This window comes from Streptomyces doebereineriae (assembly GCF_031845645.1).
In the GTDB taxonomy this organism is placed as follows: Bacteria; Actinomycetota; Actinomycetes; order Streptomycetales; family Streptomycetaceae; genus Streptomyces; species Streptomyces canus.
Window position 1 is genome coordinate 68,269 of record NZ_JAVREZ010000010.1, and the last position, 24,217, is coordinate 92,485.

The window sequence follows — 24,217 nt, forward strand, 5'->3', positions numbered from 1 at the left end:
CGCTCTGTGCTGCTACGACAGGCGGAGCGAGCCTACCTGCCGGTTTCCGTTCCTCCGCGTCCGAACCATCGGTCGGCGAGGGTCCGCCCGCACCGGGCGAGCAGGTGCGCCGACAGGGTGCTGTCGTTCGCGCAGTCCTGGTCGGTGAGGTCCGTCAGGGCCTGGACGGAGCGAAAGTAGGCAGCGGTGCTGTCGGCGGGAAGGGTGCAGCGGCCTGCCACTGCGTGCACCGGTGTGCCCTGCCGACGGGCCCGCCGGGCGAGCGCCACCGGCAGCTTGCCCGACAGGGACTGCTCGTCGAGGCTGCCTTCGCCGGTGACGACGAAGTCACTCCGGGCCAGCAGTTCGTCGACACCGAGCAGGGTGAGGAAGTAGTCGGCCCCCGACCGCACTCGACCGCCCAGCAGCATCCCGGCATACCCGAGCCCGCCGGCCGCCCCGGCGCCTGGAACCTCGGCAAGAGCAACCGCCTCGGCGACCCCCGCCGCTGCCAGTCGCCGTACGAATCCGGCGAGCGCGTCGTCCAGTTCCCGCACCTCGCTTGCGGTCGCCCCCTTCTGGGGACCGTAGACGGCGGCCGTGCCGGTCGACCCGAGCAGCGGGTTGTCCACGTCCGTGGCGAGGACGAGATCGACTCCCGCCAAGGCCGCGCGAGCCTCGGCGAGATCGACCGTGCGAAGAGCGGCGAGTCCTGCGCCGCCCGGGCCGATCGGTGTGCCGTCCTCCTCGGCCGGCGTCCCACCGAGGGCCTGCAGCAGGCCGACGCCGCCGTCGGTGGTGGCGACCCCGCCCAACGCGAGGACGATCGTGTCCGCCCCGCCCGCCAGCGCGTACTGGAGAGCCTGACCGACGCCCCGGCTCGTGGCCGTGAGCGGCACCTTGCGCCCGCCCGGCAGCATGCCGAGTCCGCAGACGGCCGCCGCCTCGATGAGGACGGTACGGCCGTGCACCGCGACCTCGGCCGTGACGGGCCGACCGGTCGGCCCGGTCACCGTGACCTTCTCGGGGCTGAACCGGCCCGCGCAGGCGGCGGCCACGCTCCCCTCTCCCCCGTCCGCGAGCGCGAGTCGGTCGACCCGGGCCCGGGGAGCCGCTTCCAGCAGCCCGCGTTCCAGTGCGCGGGCTACCTCGTCGGCGCTGAGGGAGCCTTTGAACTTGTCCGGGGCTATCAGCACGGACCCCATCAGGACGCCACCTCGGCGGTCTGTGGGGCGGGCAACGCGGCGACCGGCCGGGCCTCTTCGGCCTCGGCGTCGGTTGTCAGCGGCGGCTCGCCCGCCTTGCCGGCCAGCACCGCCCGGGCCCGCTCCAGGTCCAGACCGTTCTCCCACTTGGCGACGAACAACGTGGCCACGGCATTGCCGAAGAAGTTCACCAACGCCCGGCACTCCGACATGAACTTGTCGATGCCGAAGATGAGCATGATGCCCGCCGCCGGGACGGAGCCGACCGTCGACAGGGTCGCCGTGAGCGCGATGAACCCGCCACCCGCGACGCCTGCCGCCCCCTTGGACGTCAGCAACATGACGGCCAGCAGCCCGAGTTGCTGGCCCAGGGAGAGGGAGGTGTCGGTGGCCTGGGCGATGTACAGGGTGGCCAGCGAGAGGTAGATCGCCGCGCCGTCGAGGTTGAAGCTGTAGCCGGTCGGCACGACGAGGCCGACCGTGGACCGCTCCGCACCCATGAACTGCAGCTTGCGCATCAGTCCGGGCAGCGCGGGCTCGGCGGTCGAGGTGCCGAGGATCAGCCAGAACTCCTCCTTGAAGTAGCGGAAGAGCTGGAAGATGTTCAGCCGCACGTACAGGGCGAGCACGCCGCCGAGCACGACCACGACGAACAGGGCGGAGGTGACGTAGAAGAGGAGGATCAGCGAGCCGAGGCTGGTCAGGGTGGACAGGCCGAACTTCCCGATGGCGTACGACATCGCGCCGAAGGCGCCCAGCGGAGCGGCCTTCATGACGAACGACAGGACCTTGAAGACGACCTCGGTCAGCCGTCCCACGGCCGCGATGATCGGCTCGCCCGTCTTCCCCACCATCTTGATCGCGATGCCGAAGACGACGGCCAGGAAGATGACCTGGAGGATGTTCCCCTCGACGAACGGGCCGAAGAAGCTGTTCGGCACGATGTTGGTGAGGAACTCCCACCAGTGCTGGTGCTCGCCCTGCGAGACGTACTGGCTCGCGTCGCCCGACGTCTTCAGCGTCGACGGGTCGGCGTGCACGCCGTCGCCGAGCCGGAAGACGTTGATCGCCACCAGGCCCGTCAGCAGCGCGACGATCGTGCCGACCTGAAAGTAGGTCAGCGCCTTGATGCCGGTGCGACCCACCTTCTTCAGGTCCGCGACGCCGGCGATGCCACCGATGATCGTCAGGAAGACGATCGGGCCGATCAGCATCTTCATCGCGGTGATGAACGTCGTGCCGATCGGCTCCATGTCGGTGGCCAGATCCGGCCACCGCCAGCCCAGCACGATGCCGACCACGATCGCCACCAGAACCTGGACGTACAACTGCCGATACCACGGCTTCGCCGCGATACGCGCGGCTTGCTCGGCCCGACCGTGGCTTGGGGTATGCGCCATTGCAGCCTCCCTGATCGCGCGACACCGAGCCCGACCGGTCCGCGCAGACTTTCGCCACAGTGAACCGGGACACAGATGAGGGGTCCACGACCAAAAATCGATGCCCCGTATAGGCCGGGCCTATCAGTACCGGCATAGGCCGTGGGCTCCACTGCGAGGGAGGCCGGACTGAGGCCGTCCCCCCTGCTGGGAGGACGGCCGAGGTCCAGATACTGCCGACATGCCAATCAGGCTCCCGGGTGCAGCCCGAGCCAGCCGGGCGAAGGGTCGCCCTTGACCTCGCCGAAATACAGCGCGAAGGTCTGCTTCCAACGCTCGACCTCGGCCCGGTCGGCCATGAAGCGGGGGAAGCCGTCGAGGTTGCCGTTCGGGTACTGCCAGATGGGCTTCAGACCCGTCGGCGGGGTGAGGTCGGTGCGGACCGACCAGCCGTTGGTGGCGGCCTGCTGCTGCTCGACGGACAGCCGCCAGTTGAGGTAGAGCTTTGCCGCGGTCGGGTGCTTGGCCTGCTTGAGGATCGCGGCCCGCTGCCCCCAGGACATGAACGGCGTCGCCTCGTCGGGGAGCACCCATTTGACGGGCCCGGTCGCCAGGGCCGCACCGGAGCCACCGACGCCGATCGCCTTCTGCCCGCTGGTGACGGCGTCTCTCGGGGTGTAGCTCCCGCGGGCGAACTGCACGTCCTGGGCCGCCAGTCGGGCCAGCCACTCCCAGCCGTACTTCTCCACGTAGAGCGTGTAGAGGTAAAGGGCCGCGTCGTCGTCGTGCGGGTAGGAAGAGGCTATCTGCCCCTTCCACTTGGCCTCGACGAGGTCCAGTGGGCTGCGCGGTGCGTCCGAACCGACCGCCGCCGGACCGTACATGTAGCTGAAGGCGCTCACCTGGACAGCGACCCAGGCTCCGTGGGGGTCCTTGAAGGGGGCGTACACCTTGGAGTAGCCGGCCGGCTTGTAGGCCAGCAGACGGCCCTGCTGCTTCCAGCGCACGAAGTCCTGCACGGTCTGCAGCTGTACGACGTCGGGCACGAGGGTGCCGGTGGCGAACTGGTTGTCCACGCGGACGTCGTGGAACTTGCTGTAGTCGACGACGACCGTCAGGTCGATGTCCGGGAAGCGACTCTTGAAGCCGCTTCGGAGGCCGTCCGCCTGCGTCGAGACATCACCGCCTGCGTAGATGACGAGCTTGCCGCCCTCGGCGAGAGCCGCCTGGTAGAGCTCGTCGAGCGTCCTGGTCTCCTCGGCTCCCGCTGTCGAACCGAGGCCGGGGGACGCTGCGGCGGGCGAGGCGGTGGCGGCTAACGCGCCGAGGCCGAGGGCGGCACCCGCTCCGGTGGCGAGCAGGCGGCGGCGACTGGGAAGGTCGGTCATGTGGGGGGACCTTTCTGACTGAGAGGAAGAAGGGCACCGGTTGCAGCGGCGCCCTGGGCGCCGGGTGGCATCGGCGGACCGGGACAGTTGTGCGTACCCGGACGGGGTGACGAGTCCGTCGCCTGACCGGCATCAGCGGGGCCCGGTCCCGGGAACGCCACCGCAGCTCCGGGTTGCTGCCGGTCAACTGCACGGCGCGGGAAGTGCCGCCGCGGACCTCAGAACATGGTGTTGTCGTTGGCGCTCTTCTCCGGGACCTCCTGGATCACGTCCCAGTGTTCGACGATCTTCCCGTCGACGACGCGCCAGAAGTCCGCGACGGCCATGCCGCGGTCGCCGGGCTTGAGGTGCAGGTTGCTGTGGGTGACCACCAGGTCCCCTTCGGCGACCGCGCGCTTGATGTCCAGGCGCAGGTCGGGGAACTGCCCGCGCAGCCAGTGGACATAGCCGACGAACGCCTGCGGACTGTCCTGCGCCTCGGGGTTGTGCTGGATGTAGCTCTCACCGAGGTGGGCTTCGGCGGCAAGTTCCGGCTGGTAGTCGTTGAAGGCCTGCTCGTAGAAGGCGATCACGAGCGCCTTGTTGTCGTCAGCTGACATGCTGTTCTCCTGCCATGCGGATGGTATGGAAACGCGTCAGCCGGTCATGGCGTCGCGGACGAGTGCGGTGTCGACGAACTGTTCGAAGCGGACGATGAGTCCGCCGCGTACGACGAAGTGGTGGGCGACCCGCACGTTGATCCGCTTGCCGGTGGCCTTGTTGGCCGCGGTGTAGCGGGCGAGGACGACGACGTTCTCGCCGTCGACGACGTAGGTGTCGTCGTGGGCGGTCCAGCCGTCCCAGTCCTTGCCGAGCTGTTCCATCACATTCGACGTGACGCCGTTGGGGGTGCGGTAGGTGCCGGCCAGGGGGAAGCCGGCCATCTCGGTCCACTCCACGTCGGGGGCGAGGGTGGCGCGCAGGGCCTCGAGGTCTGCGGCGGCGGAGGCCAGGTACTGGCGCCGTACGACGTCGGCGGGTGCGGTGGAAGTGGCGAACTCGCTCATGGTCAGCCCCACTTCATCTCGCCCTTGGCGACCTTCGCGCCGATCTGGGCGGCGATCAGCATGCCGTTGTCCGGGTAGCGGGCCACGAGCGCCTCGGTCAGTGCGGCGCCGTCGGCCGCCTTGGCGAGTTCCTCCTCGAAGGCGAGCAGGTAGTCGCGGGTGGCGGTGATGGCGGAGGCGTCGGCGGCGGTGGCGGGCAGGCGGTGGCCGGGGACGACGAGCTGCGGGTCGAGGGCGGCCATCTCGTCGAGCAGGTCGATCCAGGTCGCGCGGGACTCGGGGGTGGCGGTGTCGGCGACCCAGACGTGCTCCTGCTGGAACAGCAGGACGCCGCCGAGCAGGGCGCGGGACTCCGCCTGCCACAGGTAGTGGCGGTCGGGCAGACCCGAGGGGCCGCCCTTGAGCTCGAAGCGGTGACCCTCCAGGGTGAGGTCGCCGGTCAGCGGGGTGAGGTCGACCAGGCGGGTGGGCAGGTTCGGGCCGAGGGCCGCCCACGCCTTCAGCTTGCCCTCGTAGGAATGCTGGATGTGCTCGATGACGATCGGGGTGGCGACGAAGACCGCGTCGGGGAAGGCGTCGGCGATCACCTCGGCGCCGAAATAGAAGTCGGGGTCGGCGTGGGAGACGAAGACCGTGGTGAGCTTCTTGCCGGAGTCGAGGACCGCGGCGGCCAGGCGGTGACCGTCGGCGCGGGTGAACGCGGCGTCCACCAGCAGGGCATCGGTCTCGCCGGTGACGAGGGTGGCGGTCTTGTTCTTGGATCCGGCGGGGAAGTCGAGGTCGAGGATCTTGAAGTCGAGGGCGCTCATGCTCGGGGCTCCTTGGAGGGGTGGAGGGTTGCGGGGTCAGTTGAGGTTTGTGAGACGCCGGTCCACCTCGTCGGCGGTGGCGTGTCCGAGGGCCAGGGGGACGACGTGCTCGCCGTCGACGGCGAGGAGGGTGGGGAAGCTGGAGACCCCGTGCTGGGCCGCGCGGCGGAAGTCGGCGTGGGCCGCAGTCTGCGCTTCGGGCGCTTCGAAGGCGGCGACGACGGCATCCGCGTCGAGCCCGGCCGCCTGGGCGACCGTCCGGTAGGTGGCAGCCTCCGACAGGCTCAGGCCGTCGACGTAGAAGGCGTGCTGCAAGGCCGTGGCCAGCTCCGCCGCGCGGTCGGGGGCCACCTGACGCACGGCTGCGACGCCACGGGCGGCGGCCTCGGAGTCCATCACGAACGAACCGTCGGCGATCAGCCGTTCGTAGGCCTCGCCGAACTCGGCACCGGTCTGCTCGGCGATCTGGGCGTTGGCCCCCTGGACGTAGCCGAATTCGCGGATGGGGACCCGGCGGCCGCCGGTGAACAGACCGCCGGAGACGACCTCGACCGGCAGGTCGGGGTGGCGCGTGGTGATCTCGCGCAGGGTCGCGGTGAATCCGTGCGACCAGCCGCAGTAGGCGTCGAAGACGTAGACGAGCTTCATCGAGGACCTCGGCAGAGAGGGGCGCCCGCCGACTGCGAGCGATTCATCTGATCAAACAGTAACTGACTCGTCAGATATTTCTCGACCCGTGTGATCTGAGGCACATGCGAGCACTCAATGCCATTAGATCTGCGCCACCGCCAGCCCGCAGGTCAGGGAAGTCGAGGCAGTACATCCCGGGCTGTATGGCTGAGGATGCGCAGATCCTCCGCGAACCGCTCACGGTCGGCCGCCGGGAGCGGCTCCACGAAGTACCGCTTGATGTTCTCCAGGTGCACCCCGGCAGCGCGTACGGCCGTCTCCTCGCCCAGCGGGGTCAGCCGCACCAGCTTCCCGCGCCGGTCGCCAGGGGACTCCACGCGCGTCACGAGACCAGCCGTCTCCATGCGATCCACCAGCCGGGTGGCACCGCCGGTGGTCAGGACCTGCTCCTGTGCGACGGCCCGCATGGAAAGCCCCGGCTCACTCGCCCGCCCGAGGATCAGCAGCACCTCGAAGACCAGATGACTGATGCCGCATTCCACCTCAAGGGCTCGGCCGAGGATGTACTCCAGTCGGTTCGCCGCCCCTTGCAGGCGTCCGAACGCCAGGATGAGCTCATGGTCGGCGGCCTCCTTCGCCGTCCTGATCTCCGCTTCCTCATCCACAGCCGCGCTGCCCCTCTCGTCGTCCCGGTACCACCGTACCGATCACGCACGTAGGGGACGGTGCCCCAGGGCCTCCTGCCACTCGGTTCGCCTCGCGATCCCGAGCCGGCAGGAGGCCCTTCGTCAAACCGTTCAGTTGATGCGCACGATCTTCCAGAACTGGTCGTCGATGTTCAGGTCGTTCCACTGCACGACTGCCGCGCCGCTGGTGGTGGAGGACTGGGCGACGGCGGCGTTGAAGCCGCTGCCCACGTTCTTGAGTTCGTAGTAGCCGTTGCCCGCGTCGGTGAGGGTCCATTTCTGTGAGTTCGCGCTGGACGGCGTGTTCTGGACGACGGCGGCTCCGGCGGTGGTGGAGCCGTTACGGATGTCCAGGTTCAGGTTGCTGTTGGCGTTTCTGATGGTCCAAGCTCCGCCGCCGGCGGACTGGAAGGTGAACAGCTGGCAGAAACATGCCGAGTTCTGCCACTGCTGGGCTGCCGTGTTGGTGGCGGTCGAGCCCTGCGGGATGTCCAGGTACTTCCCGCTGTTCTTGTTGACGAGGACGTACTGCCCGGTGCCCAGCGCCGGCGGAGCGGTCTGCGTGACGTTCCAGCGCTGGCAGGCGCAGCTGGTCCCGCTCCACTGGCCGGCGGCAGTACCGGTGGCGGCGGAGGCGTTCGGGATCTCCAGGTACTTGCCGGTCACACGGTTGGTGAGGCTGTACCCGCCGGCCGGGTTCGGGGCGACGGCCCACTCGTGGTCCAGGGTGCCGTTGTCGTCCCACTGGAGGATCTTGGCTCCGTCGGCGGTGGACTGGTTCTCCACGCCGAGGACCTTGCCGCTGGCGACGTTGAGGATCTTGAAGTAGCCGGAGCTCTGCTGGACGAAGCGCCATTGCTGGTCGGTGGCGTTGTCGGCGTTCTGCTGGGTGGCGTTCGTGCCGTTGGCGGTGGAGCCGCCCGCGATGCTCAGCATGAGGTTGCTGCCCGCGTTCGACACGGTGTAGGTGGCACCGTCCGAGATGCCGCCGCCCAGGTCGATGGTGCTGTAGGTGACGGGGTTGGAGAGGCCAGGGCCGCCGCTGCCGCCGCTGAGCACAAGCAGGCTGTGGCCGTCGGACAGGGGCACCATGCCGCGGCTGTAGCCGCCGGCGACGTTGGAGCTGATGCGCGTCCAGGTGTTCGCGGCGCCGTTCTGGGTGTTCAGGAACAGGTCGCTGGTGCTGTAGGCGCCGACGACCAGCGTGCCGTTCGGACCGCCGGTGGGCAGCCAGGTGATGTACGGGGTGCTGGTGGGTATCGTGCCGTCCGTCGCCTGCAGGGGAATGCCCGTGACGGAGTTGAAGGCCTCCGGGTCGGCGGAGATCTTGTAGTAGACGGCGAAGTTGCCCGAGGGCGAGCCGCCGTACTCATACGTCATGACGTAGTTGCCGTTGGGCAGCTTCGCGACGGTGGGCATGCCTGGGCGCTGGCTGTAGGTCGGCATCGCCACGTCGTCCACGACCGGACCCCAGGTGTGGAGGTCGGTGGTGACCTGGTGCACGACCTTCTGGCCGTGGTCGGGGTCGCGCTGGTCGGAGTAGTAGACGATCAGCTTGCCGTTGGCGTAGAGGAAGAACGGCTCCCATACGGGGGTGTTGCCGTTGGTGTCGAACGCCGGGCCGCCGGTGGCGATGTTGCTGACGAAGGTCCAGGTCTGCCCGCGGTCGGTGCTGGCGTAGACGTCGATCTTGATGGCCGAGCGGTCGGAGGGGACCGAGGCGCCGGCGGCGAGGATGGTGCCGGCCGGGAAGCCGCCCACCGCCGTGGGCAGTTCGAACAGCTCGGGCTCCCAGCGCATGCCCCAGCCGTTCTGGGTGTCGGCGACCTCGGAGATCTTCGACCAGGAGTTGCCGTTGTCCGTACTGCGGTAGATCGGAAGGACCGGCGTACCGGTGGTGTACTGCTCGAACGTCGCGAGGAGGGTGCCGTTGGCGGAGCCGTTGTGCTGCATCCGCATCGCCCGCGGGTAGAGCGACCCGGGCGAGGGCGCACCCGACGGCGGGGTGTACATCGTCTGCGAGGGACGAGCCAGAGCGTCTGCCCGGCCGGCGGGTATGACCATGGTCATCACCGAGACGAGCAGGATGAAGGCCAGGGACAAGAAAGAGAAGGGACGGGAACGCGGAGCGACGCCGGGTCTGGCGCCTGTCTGCGCAGGGGACATTGCGGCTCCCAGGGGAAGGTGTGTTTCGGTGTCCGCCGGCTCGGAACGGCTCGGAGTGACGCGGCGGGGTTTGTTGGGCGCGTGGCCCGGGGGCAGCCGGGCGACACTGCCGGGCGCGGCTCGCGCGCGCAGGGGCGCGGCGCGACAAGCGCGGAAACGGCGGAGGTGGGGCGGCTCCGGCGTGTGGGTGCGCCGGAGCAGTGGCACGAGGGGATGGAGTGGGTCAGAGGGAGGGCGGGGGTGCCGTCGAGCCGCGGACGACGAGTTCGACGGGTGGGTCGTTCGCGGGCGGCAGTTCGGTCTCGGGCTTCTCGATGGCGTGGAGGAGAAGCCGGATTCCTTCGCTCGACGCGGCCTCGAAGGGCTGACGGACGGTGGTCAGCGGTGGGGTGACGTAGGCGAAGACGGGGTTGCCGTCGAAGCCGACGACGCTGACGTCTTCCGGCACCCGACGGCCGCTTTCCCGCAGGCCGTGGATCAGTCCGATGGCCATCTCGTCGCCCGCGGCGAACACCGCGGTCACCAAGCGGTCCGAGGCCAGCCCGAGGCCCGCGGCATACCCGGAGTCCGCCGACCAGTCACCGTTCAGCACGGGCGGCTCATGCGCGCCCCGGGCCGCCAGCGCCGCCTGCCATCCCTCGATACGGTCCTTGGTGGCGTACCACCGCCGCGGCCCCGCGAGGTGATGGACGGTCGCATGGCCCAGGTCCAGCAGGTGTTCGGTGGCCGCGCGGGCCAGTTGATGGGCGCCCACGCCGACGGTCAGGGTGCGGGCGGCGGTGAAGGCGGGGGGCGCTCCGACGAAGAGGACCGGCACGTCGACGCCGAGCGGGACTTCGCCCTCGACGATGGGTACGGAGACGACGATGCCGTCCACTCCCTGTTCCAGGAGTGATTCCAGCGCGCCGGCGATGCTTTGCGGATCGCCGTCGGGGGTGTTGACCACGCGCAGCGCATAACCGGCGTCCCGTACGGCCTGTTCGATGCCGACGAGGAGTGAGGCGGTTCCGTACCCGGCTGTTGCCAGGGCGACCACACCGATGGACCGGGTGCGGCCGGAGGCCAGTGCCCTGGCCGCGTGGTTCAGCCGGTAGCCGAGTTCCTCGGCGGCCGCCAGGACGCGTCGGCGGGACTCCTCGGAGACGTACGGCTCGTTGTTGAGGACCCGGGAGACCGTCTTGCGTGAGACGCCGGCCAGCCTGGCCACGTCCTCACTACGCGGCGCGGAGGAGCCCGCACCGCGCTCCAGCCCTGTTGTCATGAAGTCTCCCCATGGCCGTGTTCTCCATCGAACGAGGTCAAATTACATGACCGCGCGGTCTGACCGCGCGGTCAATGTGTAGTCATCCGCCGAGCGCACGTCAAGAGTTCCCGCAATGCCACTTGCCTCCGGCGCGACGGACCTCGAGGCCCGCGGGCCGGCGGAGCGAGGCGGCGGAGGCACCCAAGCAAGGCGTGCCGGTATACATTCATGCAGCTCAATGGCCAATTGGCGGGCCTTCGCCTGTTCGCCGGCGAGCCATGCCAGCCCCGTCCGCCTGGTCCGACTGTCGGCATATGGAGCTCGTGGCCGAAGCCGGCCCACCATGGATTACCGGACGGAAAGTCTTGACAGAGAGTCCACGGAGCGTCCACGCTTCCTGGCGTCCGACGATCGTGTTTGTTCGATCGTGTTGGATTCTGGCTCGCGACTGACCTTCAAACGGTCCCTCGACGACCCGCCCTCCGTCATACCCACCGTCCGGCTGACGTGCCACACCTGGGTACCGCCAGCCCTGTAGGAGCCGAAATGCACCGTTCCTCCCTCGGTCAGCCCATGTCTGGCACCAGCCGCCGCACCGTGCTCCGCGGACTCGGCGGAGCCGCGGTACTGGGTGCCGGCATCCCCCTGCTGAGTGCCTGCGCCGGTAGTTCCGCCTCGTCGGACACCAAGACCGTCACCGTCGGCTCCAACGCGTCCGACGCCGTCCCGAAGAAGGCCTACGGCGACGTCTACGCGGCCTTCACGAGCCAGTCCGGGATCCAGGTCGCCATCAACACCAAGGACCACAACACCTTCCAGGAGCAGATCAACTCCTACCTCCAGGGCACGCCGGACGACGTGTTCCAGTGGTTCGCCGGCTACCGGATGCAGTTCTTCGCGGCCAAGGGTCTGGCCACTCCGATCGACGACGTGTGGAAGACGATCGGCGGCAACTTCCCGCCGGCGATGCACGACCTGAGCAAGGGTCAGGACGGCAAGTACTACCTGGTGCCGCTGACCACGTCGCCGTGGGCGGTCTTCTACCGCAAGAGCGTCTTCCAGAAGTACGGCTACCAGGTCCCCACCACGTGGGACGCGTACATCGCCCTGTGCAAGCAGATGAAGAAGGACGGCCTCGTCCCGATCGCGTACGGCGACAAGGACGCCTGGCCGGCTATGGGCTCCTTCGACCAGATCAACTTCCGCCTCAACGGCTACGACTTCCACGTCGAACTGATGGCGGGCAAGGCTTCGTGGACCGACGCGAAGGTCCGCAAGGTCTTCGACACCTGGGCTGAGACCCTCCCCTACCACCAGGAGGGCGCGGTCGGCCGTACCTGGCAGGACGCCGCCCAGACGCTGGTGGCCAAGAAGGCCGGCATGTATATGCTCGGCATGTTCGTGGCCCAGCAGTTCACCAACAAGGCCGACCTGGACGACCTCGACTTCTTCGCCTTCCCCGAGATCGACCCGGCGCACGGGCAGGACACCGTCGAGGCGCCGACCGACGGCATCATGCTCAGCAAGAAGCCCAAGAACCACGCCGGTTCCGTCAAGCTGCTCGAATTCCTCGGCACGCCGCAGGCCGAGGAGACCTACCTGAAGGCCGACCCGAGCCTCATCGCCGCCTCCTCGAAGGCCGACACCTCCGCCTACACGCCGCTGCAGAAGAAGGCGTACGAGATGATCAGCGGCGCGAAGCACCTCACGCAGTTCATGGACCGTGACTCCCGTCCCGACTTCACCTCGACCGTGATGCAGCCCGCGCTGCAGAAGTTCATCCGCGACCCCAAGGGGATCGACAGCCTGCTGTCCTCGATCGAGCGCCAGAAGAAGACGATCTTCGCGTCCGGCTGAGACCGACCCCCCTTCTGAAGCGGATGAACACCGACACCATGAGCTCCGAAACGACGACGAAGATCTCGGAGGCGGCCGCTGTGCCGCCTTCGGGCCCTGCCCCTGTCAACAAGCGGGTCCCGCGGGGGCACAAGCGCCTGCTGACCCGCCGTGACCGCATCACGCTCGGCTTCATGGCCGGCGTGCCCACGGTCCTGCACGTGGCCCTGGTCTGGGTCACCGCCCTCGCGTCGATCGCGCTGGCCTTCACCAGCTGGGACGGCATCGGCTTCGACTCCATCAAGTGGGTCGGGCTGGACAACTTCCAGCAGCTGTTCAGCGACAACCCGCAGTTCTGGCCCGCCGTCCAGCACAACGTCATCTGGTTCGTCGTGCTCATCCTGATCCCGACGCCGTTCGGCCTGTTCCTGGCCGTCCAGCTGGACAAGAAGATCCGTTTCTCCCGGGTCTACCAGACGGCGTTCTTCCTGCCGGTCGTGGTCTCGCTGGCCGTGACCGGCTTCGTGTGGCAGCTGGTCTACAACCCGGACACCGGCCTGATCAACAGCCTGATCGGGGCCAACAAGCCCGGCCACTACATCGACTGGATCGGCGACCCGCACCTCAACCTGTGGGCGGTGCTGATCGCCGCGTCCTGGCGGCACACCGGCTACATGATGATCCTCTACCTGGCCGGCCTCAAGGGCGTCGATCCCTCTCTCAGGGAAGCGTCCTCGCTGGACGGCGCGAACGAGTGGCAGACGTTCAAGAACGTCATCTTCCCGACCCTGCGCCCGACCAACACCGTCGTCCTGGTCGTCACCATCATCGAGGCGCTGCGCGCCTTCGACCTGGTCTTCGTCTTCAACAAGGGCGCCCAGGGCACCGAGCTGCTGTCGATCCTGATCACCAACAACATCATCGGCGAGTCCAGCCGGATCGGATACGGCTCCGCGATCGCCGTCGTCCTGCTGGTCATCTCCCTCGCGGTCATCATCCCGTACCTGATCGCCACCTTTCGGAAGGAGCGGCAGGCATGAGCACCGCCCTGGTGACCAAGCAGCGCACCCCCGTCCGCCCCGCCCGCGTCCTGCTGCACACCTTCCTGGTCGTGACGGCCTTGGCCTGGCTGGCCCCTCTCCTGTGGGCTGCTTTCTCAGCGCTGAGGCCCTACTCCGAGACCAGCGAGAAGGGTTACGTGTCCTGGCCCGACAAACTGAGTCCGGACAACTTCACCAATGCCTTCGAGCAGTCCGACATGCTGCACTACTTCGGGAACACGCTGCTCATCGCGGTCCCGGCGGTGCTGGTCACCCTGCTGCTGTCGTCGATGGTCGCGTTCTATGTCAGCCGCTTCGACTTCCGGCTCAACCTCTTCCTGCTGCTGGTCTTCACCGCCGGCAACCTGCTGCCGCAGCAGGTCATCATCACCCCGCTGTACCGGATGTACCTGCTCATCGACCTGCCCGGCATCACGACGAGCGGCAAGCTGTACGACTCCGCGCTCGGCCTGGTCCTGATCCATGTGGCGTTCCAGTCCGGGTTCTGCGCCTTCGTGCTCGCCAACTACATGCGCTCGCTGCCGCACGAACTGACCGAGGCCGCCCTCGTCGACGGCGCCTCCGTCTGGCGCCTGTACTGGCAGATCGTGCTGCCGCTGTGCAAGCCGGCGATGGCGGCTCTGGCGACGTTGCTGTCCATCTGGATCTACAACGACTTCTTCTGGGCGCTGGTCCTGATCTCCACCGGCGACAACATGCCGATCACCTCGGCCCTGAACAACCTCTCCGGCCAGTACTTCACCGACCCCAACCTGGTCGCCGCAGGCGCCCTGCTCACCGCGATCCCCACCCTGATCGTGTACTTCGCGCTGCAGCGGCAGTTCGTCAGCGGCCTCACGCTGGGCGCCAACAAGGGCTGACACCACCCCACTTGCCCCTCCCCTACACCCCTCCCGGAGCACCACCAGTGAGTACCGCACGCCGTCTTCGCATTCCTGGAATCGCCTACGGAGGTGACTACAACCCCGAGCAGTGGCCCGAGGAGGTCTGGGCCGAGGACATGCGCCTGATGCGCGAGGCCGGAGTGACCATGGTCAGCGTCGGCATCTTCTCCTGGGCCCTGCTCGAACCGGCCGAGGGTGTCTACGACTTCGCCCGCATGGACAAGATCCTCGACCTCCTCCAGGAGAACGGCATCGCCGCCGACCTGGCGACACCGACGGCGGCGCCGCCGGCCTGGTTCTTCCACAAGTACCCGGAAGCGCTGCCGGTCGACAGGGACGGCAGGACACTGTCGTACGGCAGCCGCCAGACGTTCTGCCCGAGCAGCCCCGCCTACCGGCGAGCAGCGCTGCGTATCGCCGGGGCGCTCGCCGAGCGCTACGCCGACCACCCGGCCGTCGCCATGTGGCACGTGCACAACGAGTACGGCTGCCACAACGACGCCTGCTACTGCGACACCAGCGCCGCCGCCTTCCGCACCTGGCTGCGCGCCCGCTACGGCGACGACCTGGGCGCCCTCAACCACGCCTGGGGCACCACGTTCTGGAGCCAGTGGTACTACGACTGGGAACAGATCCTGCCGCCCCGAGCCACCGCAGCTCCCCCGAACCCCACCCACCAGCTCGACTGGCGCCGCTTCTGCTCCGCCGAACTGCTCTCCCTGTGCACCGCCGAACGCGACGTACTGCGCCGGGCCGCTCCGGACACCCCCGCGACCACCAACTTCCTGGTCCTGCGCACCATCGACGCCCTCGACTACTGGCGCTGGGCACCGGAGCTGGACATCCTCTCCAACGACCACTACCTGCTGTCCGACGACCCGGAGGCCGAGGTCGACATCGCCCTGCACGGCGACCTGATGCGCTCGCTCGCGGGCGGGCCGTGGTTCCTCATGGAGCACTCGACCGGCGCCGTCAACTGGCAGCCCGTCAACCGCGCCAAGCGGCCCGGAGAGATGCGCCGCAACGCGCTCGCGCACGTGGCACACGGCGCCGACGGCATCGCGTTCTTCCAGTGGCGGGCGGCAAAGGCGGGCGCCGAGCAGTGGCACTCGGCGATGCTCCCGCACGCCGGAACCGACAGTCAGATCTGGCGGGACGTCGTCCAACTGGGCGCAGACCTGAGGGCGTTGGCCGAGGTACGGGACTCCACCAGCACGGCGCAGGTGGCGATCGTGTGGGACTGGGACGCCCGTTGGGCACTGGAGCTGCCCTCCCAGCCCAGCGGCGAACTCCGCTACCAGGACCTGGTGAGGGACTGGTACACCCCCTTGTGGCGGGCCGGGGTCGCCGTCGACTTCGTACGCCCCGACGACCCCGAACTCGACCGCTACAAACTCGTCCTGGCACCCTCTCTCTACCTGGTCGCGGAGGCAGACGCGGCGAACCTCGCCCGGTTCACCGAGCGCGGGGGCACGCTGGCCGTCGGCTTCCACAGCGGCATGGTCGACGAGAACGCCCATGTGTACCTGGGCGGCTACCCCGGCGCGTTCCGCGACGTCCTCGGCGTGGTCACCGACGAGCTCTTCCCTCTGCTGCCTGGCGAGACGACCGGCCTGACCGGAGACGTGGCGTCGGGTGCCACGGCCGACCTGTGGTCGGAACGCATCCGGCTCACCGGCGCGCAGGCCGTCGCCTCCCACGCCGACGGCCCACTGGCCGGCCGCCCCGCCGTCACCCGCCACCGGCACGGCGACGGCACCGCCTGGTATCTGGGGACCCACCCCGACCAGGACACTCTTGCCGCCCTGCTCGACCGCATCCGGCAGGAGGCCGGCGTCACACCGGAGCACGACGCACCCGCCGGGATCGAGGTCGTCCGGCGCCGCGGCGCGCAGGCCGACTACCTGTTCCTCATCGACCACACCGGCAAGGGCGCCGAAGCACCTGCCGAAGGGGTCGAACTCCTCACCGGCGCACCGGTCACCGGAACCGTCCCGATCCCTCCCGGGGGCGTCGCCGTCGTCCGAGAACTACACCGCAGCACGTCCTGACGCCGAGGCAAGAGGTGTCCGGATCCTGACAGGAGTCCGGTTCATTTGCGCTGACTGGTCGCCTCCGCGCGGGCCTCGCTCGGGGTGAGACCGAACCTGGAGCGGAAGAGACGGGCAAAGTGGGCCTGACTGGAGAACCCCCACCGATGCGCGACGTCGGCGATCCTGGTCTCCCGCGCCCCTGCCCCGGTGAGTTCCTGATGCGCCCTGACCAGGCGCCGTTCCGTGATGTGCCGGGCGGGAGACCTGCCGGTCGATTCGAAGATCCGCCCCAGGTGCCGTACCGATATGCCCATGACACCGGCCACCTGCGCGGCTCCGAGACCGGGGTCGTGCAGGTGCCGGTCGATGTAGTCCCCCGCCACGACCAGCTGCGAACGGTAGGCGTCCAGCCCAGGCCGCCCTCCCGTACGCTCCTCGGCGAGTTGCCTCAGCAGGCCGAGCACGATCCCCTCGGCGTCGGCGGGATCGTGCTGCCCGCCACGCAGCGCTGCCAGTCCGCCGAGCAGAGAGCTCAGCGCGGCCACGAGCGCACCCTCCCGTGCCGTTTCCCGCCCGAACAGCAACGGCCCGGGCAATTCTGCTTCCATGCACGCCTGCGCGAACAGGTCTCGCGGCACGTCCACCAAGATCTGCCGCATCGAGGAGGAGAATCCGAACAGATACGGCCTTCGCGTGTCGTAGAGCAACAGCCCGCCGGCCGTGGCCGCGAGGCAGCCGTTCTCGTGCAGGAAGACCGCGTCCCCCTTGAGCAGCAGGGTCGCGAACACCGAGTCCTTGGGCGTCGATCTGACCGTCTGGGGGCTGCGCTCGATGACGTGGGCGTTGCCGGCGATCTCCGCGAGGCGCAGACCGCCGAGCTCGAGGTTGGTCTGACGTGCCAGCAGACCCTGCTCGGAATAGGAGGTGCAGGACAGGCCCACCAGCGCCGTGCGGTTGTAGTCCTCCCAGTAGTGGATGCGCTCGGCGGGTGCGATGTGCTCGGTGGTGGCCCGGGAGATCACCGACAGGGCGGACATGTGACCTCCTCGTGCTGCGTGCATGGCAGGAGGCTCAGCGTAGGTGACCGTCACACGGCCAGGTAGCCCTCGCGCGGCTGCCCGAGACGCCCAGCCGGGACGCGGGCCGACAAAGGCCGGTCGGTCCGGCCGCGGTGCCACCGGTCACGAACTCCCGCCGCCCCGTGGGCCCGCCGCTCACGGACGCTGCCGCCTTGGTCGTACCAGCACTTTGACCTGCTCCTGTCCGCGCAGCAGCGTCTCGAATCCCTCACGTACGACGTGCTCCAGCGCGATGGTGGAAGTGACGATCCCCGCCAACTCCACGCCCTCCTCGGCCACCAGGCGGATCAGCTCTGGATAGGCGTCGCGATACCCCACGCTGGTCATGATCGTCTGCTCGTTGTTCACCAGCGCGAAGGCGTCCAGGCGGACCGTGCCGGTCAGGCCGAGGAACATCACCCGGCCGCCCCGCCGGGTCGCGGCCAGGCAGACACGCAGGGTGTCCTCCGAACCAACCGCCTCGAACACGAGATCCGCTCCCTCGCCGGCCACCACGTCGGCGAGGTCCGCGCCGGCCTCGGCGGCTCCCAGCCGCAGCGCCAGCTCGCGGCGTGCCGGAGACCGGTCGGCGACGACGACGTGCCCGGCGCCGAAGTGTGTGGCGAGCTGGGTCACGAGCAGCCCGATCGGGCCCAGGCCGAGGACGGCGACGGTCTCGCCGGGGCGGATCCCGGCCCGCCGCACCGCGTGCAGGGCGACGGCGGCCGGCTCGAACACCGCCGCCTGCTCCAGGGAGACCGGCTCGGGAAGCCTGTGCAGCATGTACGCGGGCACCGTGGCGCGCTCAGCCAGCCCGCCGTGCCCCATGAGCCCCGCGAAGCCGAAATGCCGGCAGATGTTGTACTCCCCGGCGAGGCACCGGGGACAACCACCGCACCGGTAGTGCGGCTCCACCGCCACCCGGTCCCCGGGGGCGACGCCGGTGACATCGCCGCCCACCTCGGTGACGGTGCCGCAGAACTCGTGCCCCAGGACGATCGGAGCGGCCACGCCGGACAACGGGTGCGGGTCGCCCACGGGGATGGCGTGCGGCCCATCTGCGTACTCGTGCAGGTCGCTGCCGCAGATACCGCAGTAGGCCACCTCGATCGTCACCTCGCCCGGCCCGGGCGGCGTCACCGGCACGTTCTCGACGCGGACATCCTTGGCCCCGTACCAGACGGCCGCCCTCATGCGGCTCCCCCGGTCCCGGCCCTCAGGGGCGTGCACCACGGTTCAGCGGAACAGAGAGTTGACATGGTCGGCACCGATCCCGACCTTCTCGTAGTGCTCGCGGCACATCTTGATGTAGTCGTGCACGTCGAAGAAGCCCTCCGCCTCGCCGTTCTCGTCCAGCCAGACGAGCGGGCCCTTGACGATGAAGAACGCCTTCATCGGCTCGGCACTGGCGTAGGCGACCAGCGTGTGCCCCTCGCCCGGGGCCTCGTAGACGAAGTCGCCCGCGGTTGCGGTCCACGGTCGCTCCAGGTAACCCCACTTGCCGGAGATCGTGTACGCGAACACCTCGTGCGGGTGGTAGTGCCGGTTGACCAGGCCCGCCTCCTTGGCCCGCAGGATGTCGGCCCAACTGTTGTCCTTGACGTTGATCCACAACGGGCGGGACCCGACGGTCTCGGTGAACGGCACGTAGTAGCGGTCGTCGTCCGTGGCCACCTTGGACAGATAGACCTCGGGGAGGGCGTCGGGGCGGAAGGAGTTCTCGATCGGCCTGAGGTCCTTCCAGAACTCTCCGGCGGGCATGTCGAGCATGTGAAAGCCTCTTTCCTCGCGAACTTGCGAGGAGTGAATCCCGGAGAGACCGGTGACGTCTTTCCCGTGGCAGACGTCACCGCTTGCGGATTCCGGACATCCGCCCGTGGCAGCTGCCCGCCTACTGATTCCGGCCCCCGGAGTGTGACGACCGCCGTGCTCGCACGGGCTCGTGTCCGTGGCCTTCCTGCCGCCGTGCGTCGGCAGGTCAGCCGAGGCCGTCCGCGCCGACCTGCACGGCGGACTCGTCCAGTACGGCGTCGGAGACGGGCTTCGGATTCCCGTCGAGGTCGAGGACGGGGGTGGCCTCCTTGTACCAGGACTCGATGACGGCGTTGCCCCAGAAGTCGCGGCGACGGTCGTCGCGCACGTTCCACCGGTACGTCTCGTGGTCGGGGTCGCCGGTGTAGTAGTCGGAGGTGTAGATCTCCACCCGGTGGCCGTCGGGATCGCGCAGGTAGAGATAGAAGGCGTTGGAGACGCCGTGCCGTCCCGGGCCGCGTTCGATGTGGTGTTCCTTGCGGATCGAGCCGAAGAGGTCCGCGGCGCGCAGGACTTGGTGTGATTCGTGGGTGGCGACGCCGAGGTGGTGCAGTCGGGGTCCGGCGCCGCCGGTGAAGGCGACGTCGTGGACGGTCTGTTTGCGGTACATCCAGGCCGCGTACAGCTCGTGCTCGTCGCCCTCGATGGTCTCCGAGCAGCCGAAGCCGAGGGACCGGTAGTGGGCGTAGGCGGCCGGGATGTCGGGGGTGCAGATGTTGAAGTGGTCCAGGCGGGCCACCTCGGCGCCGTGGCGCAGGTCGTAGCGCTGGATCAACCGCTCGGCGCGGTCGATGTCGTAGAAGAACTCGACGGGGAAGCCGAGCGGGTCGATGACGCGGACGGCGTCGCCGACACCGGGCGTGCCTTCGCCCTTCTGGAGGCGCCGCACCGGGCAGCCGAACTCGGCGAAGAACTTCTCTGCCTTGTCGACGTCCTCGGGGGTGCGGACCCGGTAGGCGAGGTGGTCGAGGGCGGCGAGGTCGCCCCTGCGCAGGACGAGGGAGTGGTGTGTCAACTCGTCGGTGCCGCGCAGGCACAGGGTGTCGGCGTCCTCGTACTGGACGTGGAAACCGAGCATGTCGACCCAGAACCAGCGGGCCGCCCCGAGGTCGGTGACGGCGAGCTGGGCGTAGGCGGAGCGGATCACATCCGGCGCGGTCACGAGGCGGCTCCGAAGCGGGGGGTGTGAACATCGCCTAGGGCGACGTGGACGATCTTCGACTCGGTGTAGAAGTCGATGCTGTGCGCGCCTCCTTCACGGCCGACGCCGGAGGCCTTGACGCCGCCGAAGGGGGTGCGCAGGTCCCGTACATTGTGGGAGTTGATCCAGATCATGCCGGACTCGACGGCGTGGGCGATGCGGTGGCCGCGCTTGAGGTTCGAGGTCCAGATGTAGGCGGCGAGGCCGAACTGGGTGGCGTTGGCCAGCTCGACGGCCTCGGACTCGTCGTCGAAGGGGGCGACGGCGACCACGGGGCCGAAGATCTCCTCCTGGAAGATCCGGGCGTCACGGGGGACGTCCGCGAAGACGGTCGGCTGGAGGTAGTTGCCGTCGGCAAGGTGGGCGGGCCGGGTGCCGCCGGCGACGAGGCGGGCCTCCTTCCTGCCGATCTCGACGTAGTTCAGGACGCGTTCGTAGTGCTCGGGGTGCACCAGCGCGCCCACCTCCGTGGCCGGGTCGGAGGGCGCCCCGACTCGGACGGCGTCCGCCCGCTCCGCCAGACGGCGGGTGAACTCCTCGTACGCCGGGCGCTCCACCAGAACCCGTGAACCCGCCGTGCAACGCTCGCCGTTGAGGGAGAACACCCCGAAGACGACCGAGTCGAGGGCGGCTTCGAGGTCGGCGTCCGCGAAGACGACGGCCGGGGACTTGCCGCCCAGCTCCATCGAGGTGGTCTTCAGGTGCTGGGCACTGGAGCGGATGATGTGCCGGCCCGTGTCGGTGGAGCCGGTGAAGGAGAGCAGCGGCACGTCCGGATGGTCGACCAGTGCCTGACCGGCCTCCTCCCCCAGGCCGTGCACGATGTTGACCACCCCGTCGGGCACTCCTGCCTCGGCGAAGATCTCCGGCCACAGCGAGGCCGACAGCGGGGTCCACTCGGCGGGCTTGAGGACCAGCGTGCAGCCGGAGGCCAGGGCCGGTGCCAGCTTCCAGCTCTCCAGCATGAAGGGGGTGTTCCACGGCGTGATCAGTCCGGCCACGCCGACCGGCCTGCGCACCACGTAACTGAACTGCTCGTCACCCTGGCGGAAGGCCTCCTCGCCGAGGGCGACGATGACGTCGGCGAAGTAACGGAAGTTCTCCGCCGCCCGGCGGGCCTGACCTCTCGCCTGGGTGATGGGGAGCCCCGTGTCGTACGACTCGAAGGACGCCAGCCGCTCGTGGCGGGCTTCGACGGCGTCCGCGATGCGGTTCAGGACGTTCGCGCGCTCCCGGTTGCCGAGGGACGACCAGGCGGGGAAGGCGGACCTGGCGGCTGCCACCGCCCGTTCGACGTCGGCCGGACCGCCGGCCGCAGCCTTGGCGTAGGACGTGTTGGTCACCGGATCGGTCACGGGGAACGTCCGCCCGTCGGCGCTGTCGACCAACTCGCCGCCGATCCAGTGCTGGATGACGGGAGGCAGGTTCTCGATGCTCATGGTCATGCTCCGATCTGTGCGGTGAGGTCGCCGCCCTCGGCCAGCAGCGCGCGGATCTTCGTCAGGCCCGCCTCAGTGGGTGTCGTCAGCGGCGGTCGGACGTGGGCGGAGGCGATGCGGCCCTGCTGGGCGAGGACCAACTTGGCGGGGGCCGGATTGGTCTCGACGAACAGCAGGTCGACCAGCGGGTGCAGGCGGTAGTGCAGGTCACGGGCCGCGTCGAACTCGCCGGCCTCCCACAGCTCGTACATCCGCGCCACCGCGGTCGGGGCCAGGTTGGCGACGGCCGACACGAAGCCCGCACCGCCGAGTGCCATCAGGGGCAGGCAGAGCAGTTCAATGCCGGACCACACCAGCAGCGAGCGTCCGCAGGCGTGCAGTACGCGGGAGAAGTGCTCGAAGTCCTTCGTGGTCTCCTTCACGCCGACGAAGTTGTCGAAGTCGGTGAACAGCCGCTTGACCGTCTCCGGGGCGATGTCGACGGCGGTGCGGGAGGGCACGTTGTAGGCGACGATCGGCAGGTCCGGGAACTCCCGGGCCACCCTCGCGTACCACTGGTAGAGGGCCTCCTGCGTGGGCCGCGCGTAGTACGGCGTGATGACCAGGGCCGCGTCGGCGCCCAACTCCTGGGCGGCCGCGGTGAGTTCCAGGGTCTCGTCGAGCTTGTGGGAGCCGGTGCCGGGCAGGAAGGGCACCCGGTCGCCGATCTCCTCGACCGCCGTGCGCATCGCGGCGACCCGCTCGGTGACGCTCTGCGCGCTCGGCTCGCCGGTCGATCCGCCGAGCGAGATGCCGTGCGAGCCGGACTCCAGCTGGAAGCGGATCAGGCCGCGCAGGCTGTCGTGGTCGAGTGCGCCGTCCGCGGTGAACGGTGTGACGACGGGGGCGATGGACCCGCGGATGGCCGACGGGTCGCTGCGGAACTTCACTGTGTTTCTCCCTTGCACCAGTTCTCGTAGGCGTCCCGCCAGGCCGGGCCCAGCGGATACAGGCCGTCGATGCTCTCGCCCGCGGCGACCTGCTCGGTGATGAAGCGCTCCTGCCGTTCCTGTTCGCGGCAGTCGGCGACCAGTTCCTCGGCGAGGTCGGGCGGCACGACGACCACGCCGTCGGCATCGCCGACGATCAGGTCGCCGGGCTGCACCAGAGCCCCGCCGCAGGCGATGGGCACGCCGGTGTCCCAGGGGACGTGCCGGCGGCCGAGGACGGAGGGGTGCCTGCCTGCCGCGTAGACGGGCAGGCCCAGGCCAGCGATGGCGGCGGCGTCGCGTACGGCGCCGTCGGTGACGACACCGGCCGCCCCGCGCCGGGCAGCCCTCAGCGCGAGGATGTCGCCGAGCGTGCCGGCGGTCGCGTCCCGTCGGGCGTCCATGATCAGGACGTGTCCTGGGCGCAGCTCCTCGACCGCCCGCTTCTGGGCGTTCATGCCGGTGCCGTACCGCTTGAACAGGTCCTCACGCAGCGGCAGATAACGCAGGGTGTGCGCCACGCCCACCAGCGCCGTGCCGCTGACCGGCCGCACGCCGTCGATCGACATGTGCGGCAGACCGCGCGAGCGCATCTGCGCGCTCAGCGTCGCCACGGCCACCGAGCGAAGTCCGTCGGCAAGGCCTTCGGCCAGCAGCGGCTCGGGCACGTACGCCGACCCGTAGGCCGATTCCTCCTCGGCCCGGTCGGTCCTGGGCTGCGCGCCCCACGGCTCCAGGTCGTGATCGGCGTCGGCGATCGGGTTGCGCAGCACTCCTGTGCTCAACCGGCCGTCGCCGACCTCGACTTCGACCACGTCGCCCGGTCCGACCACCGAGGCCCCGGCCGGGGTGCCGGTGAGGATCACGTCCCCGGGTTCGAGGGTGACCAGTCTGGACAGGTCCGCGACCAGCTCACCGAAGGGGAACAGCAGGGTGTCGGTCGTGTCGTCCTGGGCCGGCTCGCCGTTGACCCATGTCCTCAACCGCAGTGCGTCGGGGTCGAGTTCGGTGGCGTCCAGCAGCCGTGGCCCGATCGGGGTGAAGCCGTCCGCACCCTTGGAGCGCAGGTTGGAGCCGCGGTCGGCGTACCGCAGGTCGTAGACGCCCGCGTCGTTGGCGGCGGTCACCCAGCGCACATGGCGCCAGCCGTCCTCCGGCCGCACCTGTCGGGCCCGCGTACCGATGACGAGGGCGATCTCGCCTTCGAAGCCCAGGAGTCGGCAGCCCCGCGGCTTGATGATCGCCTCCTGGGTGCCGGCCAGGGACGACGGCGGCTTGAGGAAGTAGGAGGGGTGGGCGGGGGTACGGCCGCGCTCCTCGGCGCGGCTGCGGAAGTTGAGGTGGACAGCGATGATCTTCGATGGGGGGTTACCCAAGGGGTGTGACACCGGGGC

The 24,217-nt window shown here is 69.2% G+C and carries 21 protein-coding genes; 4 read left to right on the plus strand and 17 right to left on the minus strand.

The genetic code is table 11. The features are described 5' to 3' along the window. Nucleotides 1-32 precede the first annotated feature (32 nt). The 10 genes from RNB18_RS27475 to RNB18_RS27520 all read right to left on the minus strand — a co-directional run bounded on the left by RNB18_RS27475 (nucleotide 33) and on the right by RNB18_RS27520 (nucleotide 10,549). Nucleotides 33-1,184, minus strand: a complete 1,152-nt coding sequence (locus RNB18_RS27475) for a glycerate kinase (RefSeq protein ID WP_311716773.1) — start codon at nucleotides 1,182-1,184, stop codon at nucleotides 33-35. Beyond that, on the minus strand, nucleotides 1,184-2,584 hold the full coding sequence (gene dctA / locus RNB18_RS27480; RefSeq protein ID WP_311716774.1) for a C4-dicarboxylate transporter DctA: 1,401 nt from the start codon (nucleotides 2,582-2,584) through the stop codon (nucleotides 1,184-1,186). The genes RNB18_RS27475 and dctA overlap by 1 nt, the downstream gene beginning before the upstream one ends. A gap of 227 nt (nucleotides 2,585-2,811) precedes the next feature. Further along, nucleotides 2,812-3,951, minus strand: coding sequence for an ABC transporter substrate-binding protein (locus RNB18_RS27485; RefSeq protein ID WP_311716775.1), 1,140 nt, complete (start codon nucleotides 3,949-3,951; stop codon nucleotides 2,812-2,814). 218 nt (nucleotides 3,952-4,169) lie between these two features. Further along, nucleotides 4,170-4,550, minus strand: a complete 381-nt coding sequence (locus tag RNB18_RS27490) for a nuclear transport factor 2 family protein (protein ID WP_311716776.1) — start codon at nucleotides 4,548-4,550, stop codon at nucleotides 4,170-4,172. A gap of 36 nt (nucleotides 4,551-4,586) precedes the next feature. Then, nucleotides 4,587-4,997 (minus strand): nuclear transport factor 2 family protein, encoded by a 411-nt coding sequence (locus RNB18_RS27495; RefSeq protein WP_311716777.1) that lies wholly within the window; start codon nucleotides 4,995-4,997, stop codon nucleotides 4,587-4,589. 2 nt (nucleotides 4,998-4,999) lie between these two features. Further along, nucleotides 5,000-5,806 carry an MBL fold metallo-hydrolase gene (locus RNB18_RS27500; RefSeq protein WP_311716778.1) on the minus strand — a complete coding sequence of 269 codons (807 nt, stop codon included), beginning with the start codon at nucleotides 5,804-5,806 and terminating at the stop codon, nucleotides 5,000-5,002. A 36-nt stretch (nucleotides 5,807-5,842) separates the two neighbouring features. After that, nucleotides 5,843-6,454 (minus strand): DsbA family protein, encoded by a 612-nt coding sequence (locus tag RNB18_RS27505; protein ID WP_311716779.1) that lies wholly within the window; start codon nucleotides 6,452-6,454, stop codon nucleotides 5,843-5,845. Between the two features lie 152 nt (nucleotides 6,455-6,606). Beyond that, the gene (locus RNB18_RS27510; protein ID WP_311716780.1) at nucleotides 6,607-7,101 is read right to left on the minus strand and encodes a MarR family winged helix-turn-helix transcriptional regulator; all 495 of its coding nucleotides are present in this window, start codon (nucleotides 7,099-7,101) and stop codon (nucleotides 6,607-6,609) included. A gap of 132 nt (nucleotides 7,102-7,233) precedes the next feature. Then, entirely contained in the window at nucleotides 7,234-9,288 is a 2,055-nt protein-coding gene (locus tag RNB18_RS27515; protein WP_311716781.1) for an RICIN domain-containing protein, read from the minus strand. Between the two features lie 223 nt (nucleotides 9,289-9,511). Further along, nucleotides 9,512-10,549 (minus strand): LacI family DNA-binding transcriptional regulator, encoded by a 1,038-nt coding sequence (locus RNB18_RS27520; protein ID WP_311716782.1) that lies wholly within the window; start codon nucleotides 10,547-10,549, stop codon nucleotides 9,512-9,514. Nucleotides 10,550-11,104: 555 nt separating this feature from the next. Here RNB18_RS27520 and RNB18_RS27525 point away from each other — a divergent pair. From RNB18_RS27525 to RNB18_RS27540, 4 genes are read left to right on the plus strand one after another with little or no spacing between them, the layout of a single operon-like run. Further along, nucleotides 11,105-12,388, plus strand: a complete 1,284-nt coding sequence (locus RNB18_RS27525; RefSeq protein ID WP_311716783.1) for an ABC transporter substrate-binding protein — start codon at nucleotides 11,105-11,107, stop codon at nucleotides 12,386-12,388. A 38-nt stretch (nucleotides 12,389-12,426) separates the two neighbouring features. Next, entirely contained in the window at nucleotides 12,427-13,407 is a 981-nt protein-coding gene (locus RNB18_RS27530) for a carbohydrate ABC transporter permease (protein ID WP_311716784.1), read from the plus strand. Then, the gene (locus RNB18_RS27535; RefSeq protein WP_311716785.1) at nucleotides 13,404-14,288 is read left to right on the plus strand and encodes a carbohydrate ABC transporter permease; all 885 of its coding nucleotides are present in this window, start codon (nucleotides 13,404-13,406) and stop codon (nucleotides 14,286-14,288) included. Before RNB18_RS27530 ends, RNB18_RS27535 begins: the two co-directional genes overlap by 4 nt. A 47-nt stretch (nucleotides 14,289-14,335) precedes the next feature. Then, on the plus strand, nucleotides 14,336-16,363 hold the full coding sequence (locus RNB18_RS27540; protein ID WP_311716786.1) for a beta-galactosidase: 2,028 nt from the start codon (nucleotides 14,336-14,338) through the stop codon (nucleotides 16,361-16,363). Between the two features lie 41 nt (nucleotides 16,364-16,404). On the opposite strand, the gene RNB18_RS27545 is transcribed toward RNB18_RS27540, so the two are convergent. The 7 genes from RNB18_RS27545 to RNB18_RS27575 all read right to left on the minus strand — a co-directional run bounded on the left by RNB18_RS27545 (nucleotide 16,405) and on the right by RNB18_RS27575 (nucleotide 24,211). Then, nucleotides 16,405-17,382 carry a helix-turn-helix domain-containing protein gene (locus tag RNB18_RS27545; RefSeq protein WP_311716787.1) on the minus strand — a complete coding sequence of 326 codons (978 nt, stop codon included), beginning with the start codon at nucleotides 17,380-17,382 and terminating at the stop codon, nucleotides 16,405-16,407. Between the two features lie 177 nt (nucleotides 17,383-17,559). Continuing rightward, complete coding sequence (locus RNB18_RS27550) at nucleotides 17,560-18,597, minus strand: 2,3-butanediol dehydrogenase (RefSeq protein WP_311716788.1); 1,038 nt, start codon at nucleotides 18,595-18,597, stop codon at nucleotides 17,560-17,562. A gap of 42 nt (nucleotides 18,598-18,639) precedes the next feature. Then, nucleotides 18,640-19,173 carry a 2,4'-dihydroxyacetophenone dioxygenase family protein gene (locus tag RNB18_RS27555; RefSeq protein ID WP_311716789.1) on the minus strand — a complete coding sequence of 178 codons (534 nt, stop codon included), beginning with the start codon at nucleotides 19,171-19,173 and terminating at the stop codon, nucleotides 18,640-18,642. Between the two features lie 208 nt (nucleotides 19,174-19,381). Beyond that, on the minus strand, nucleotides 19,382-20,377 hold the full coding sequence (gene hpaD, locus RNB18_RS27560) for a 3,4-dihydroxyphenylacetate 2,3-dioxygenase (RefSeq protein ID WP_311716790.1): 996 nt from the start codon (nucleotides 20,375-20,377) through the stop codon (nucleotides 19,382-19,384). Then, nucleotides 20,374-21,861 carry a 5-carboxymethyl-2-hydroxymuconate semialdehyde dehydrogenase gene (hpaE, locus tag RNB18_RS27565; protein ID WP_311716791.1) on the minus strand — a complete coding sequence of 496 codons (1,488 nt, stop codon included), beginning with the start codon at nucleotides 21,859-21,861 and terminating at the stop codon, nucleotides 20,374-20,376. The genes hpaD and hpaE overlap by 4 nt, the downstream gene beginning before the upstream one ends. Then, nucleotides 21,858-22,784 carry a 4-hydroxy-tetrahydrodipicolinate synthase gene (gene dapA, locus RNB18_RS27570; RefSeq protein WP_311716792.1) on the minus strand — a complete coding sequence of 309 codons (927 nt, stop codon included), beginning with the start codon at nucleotides 22,782-22,784 and terminating at the stop codon, nucleotides 21,858-21,860. Before dapA ends, hpaE begins: the two co-directional genes overlap by 4 nt. Beyond that, the gene (locus tag RNB18_RS27575; protein WP_311716793.1) at nucleotides 22,781-24,211 is read right to left on the minus strand and encodes a fumarylacetoacetate hydrolase family protein; all 1,431 of its coding nucleotides are present in this window, start codon (nucleotides 24,209-24,211) and stop codon (nucleotides 22,781-22,783) included. Before RNB18_RS27575 ends, dapA begins: the two co-directional genes overlap by 4 nt. Between the last annotated feature and the right edge of the window lie 6 nt (nucleotides 24,212-24,217).

Excerpts from the sequence above, each read along its gene's own strand:
- RNB18_RS27475 (WP_311716773.1), bottom strand. The coding sequence starts at position 1,184 with ATGGGGTCCGTGCTGATAGCCCCGGACAAGTTCAAAGGCTCCCTCAGC.
- dctA (WP_311716774.1), bottom strand. The coding sequence starts at position 2,584 with ATGGCGCATACCCCAAGCCACGGTCGGGCCGAGCAAGCCGCGCGTATC.
- RNB18_RS27485 (WP_311716775.1), bottom strand. The coding sequence starts at position 3,951 with ATGACCGACCTTCCCAGTCGCCGCCGCCTGCTCGCCACCGGAGCGGGT.
- RNB18_RS27490 (WP_311716776.1), bottom strand. The coding sequence starts at position 4,550 with ATGTCAGCTGACGACAACAAGGCGCTCGTGATCGCCTTCTACGAGCAG.
- RNB18_RS27495 (WP_311716777.1), bottom strand. The coding sequence starts at position 4,997 with ATGAGCGAGTTCGCCACTTCCACCGCACCCGCCGACGTCGTACGGCGC.
- RNB18_RS27500 (WP_311716778.1), bottom strand. The coding sequence starts at position 5,806 with ATGAGCGCCCTCGACTTCAAGATCCTCGACCTCGACTTCCCCGCCGGA.
- RNB18_RS27505 (WP_311716779.1), bottom strand. The coding sequence starts at position 6,454 with ATGAAGCTCGTCTACGTCTTCGACGCCTACTGCGGCTGGTCGCACGGA.
- RNB18_RS27515 (WP_311716781.1), bottom strand. The coding sequence starts at position 9,288 with ATGTCCCCTGCGCAGACAGGCGCCAGACCCGGCGTCGCTCCGCGTTCC.
- RNB18_RS27520 (WP_311716782.1), bottom strand. The coding sequence starts at position 10,549 with ATGACAACAGGGCTGGAGCGCGGTGCGGGCTCCTCCGCGCCGCGTAGT.
- RNB18_RS27525 (WP_311716783.1), top strand. The coding sequence starts at position 11,105 with ATGTCTGGCACCAGCCGCCGCACCGTGCTCCGCGGACTCGGCGGAGCC.
- RNB18_RS27530 (WP_311716784.1), top strand. The coding sequence starts at position 12,427 with ATGAGCTCCGAAACGACGACGAAGATCTCGGAGGCGGCCGCTGTGCCG.
- RNB18_RS27535 (WP_311716785.1), top strand. The coding sequence starts at position 13,404 with ATGAGCACCGCCCTGGTGACCAAGCAGCGCACCCCCGTCCGCCCCGCC.
- RNB18_RS27545 (WP_311716787.1), bottom strand. The coding sequence starts at position 17,382 with ATGTCCGCCCTGTCGGTGATCTCCCGGGCCACCACCGAGCACATCGCA.
- RNB18_RS27550 (WP_311716788.1), bottom strand. The coding sequence starts at position 18,597 with ATGAGGGCGGCCGTCTGGTACGGGGCCAAGGATGTCCGCGTCGAGAAC.
- RNB18_RS27555 (WP_311716789.1), bottom strand. The coding sequence starts at position 19,173 with ATGCTCGACATGCCCGCCGGAGAGTTCTGGAAGGACCTCAGGCCGATC.
- hpaE (WP_311716791.1), bottom strand. The coding sequence starts at position 21,861 with ATGACCATGAGCATCGAGAACCTGCCTCCCGTCATCCAGCACTGGATC.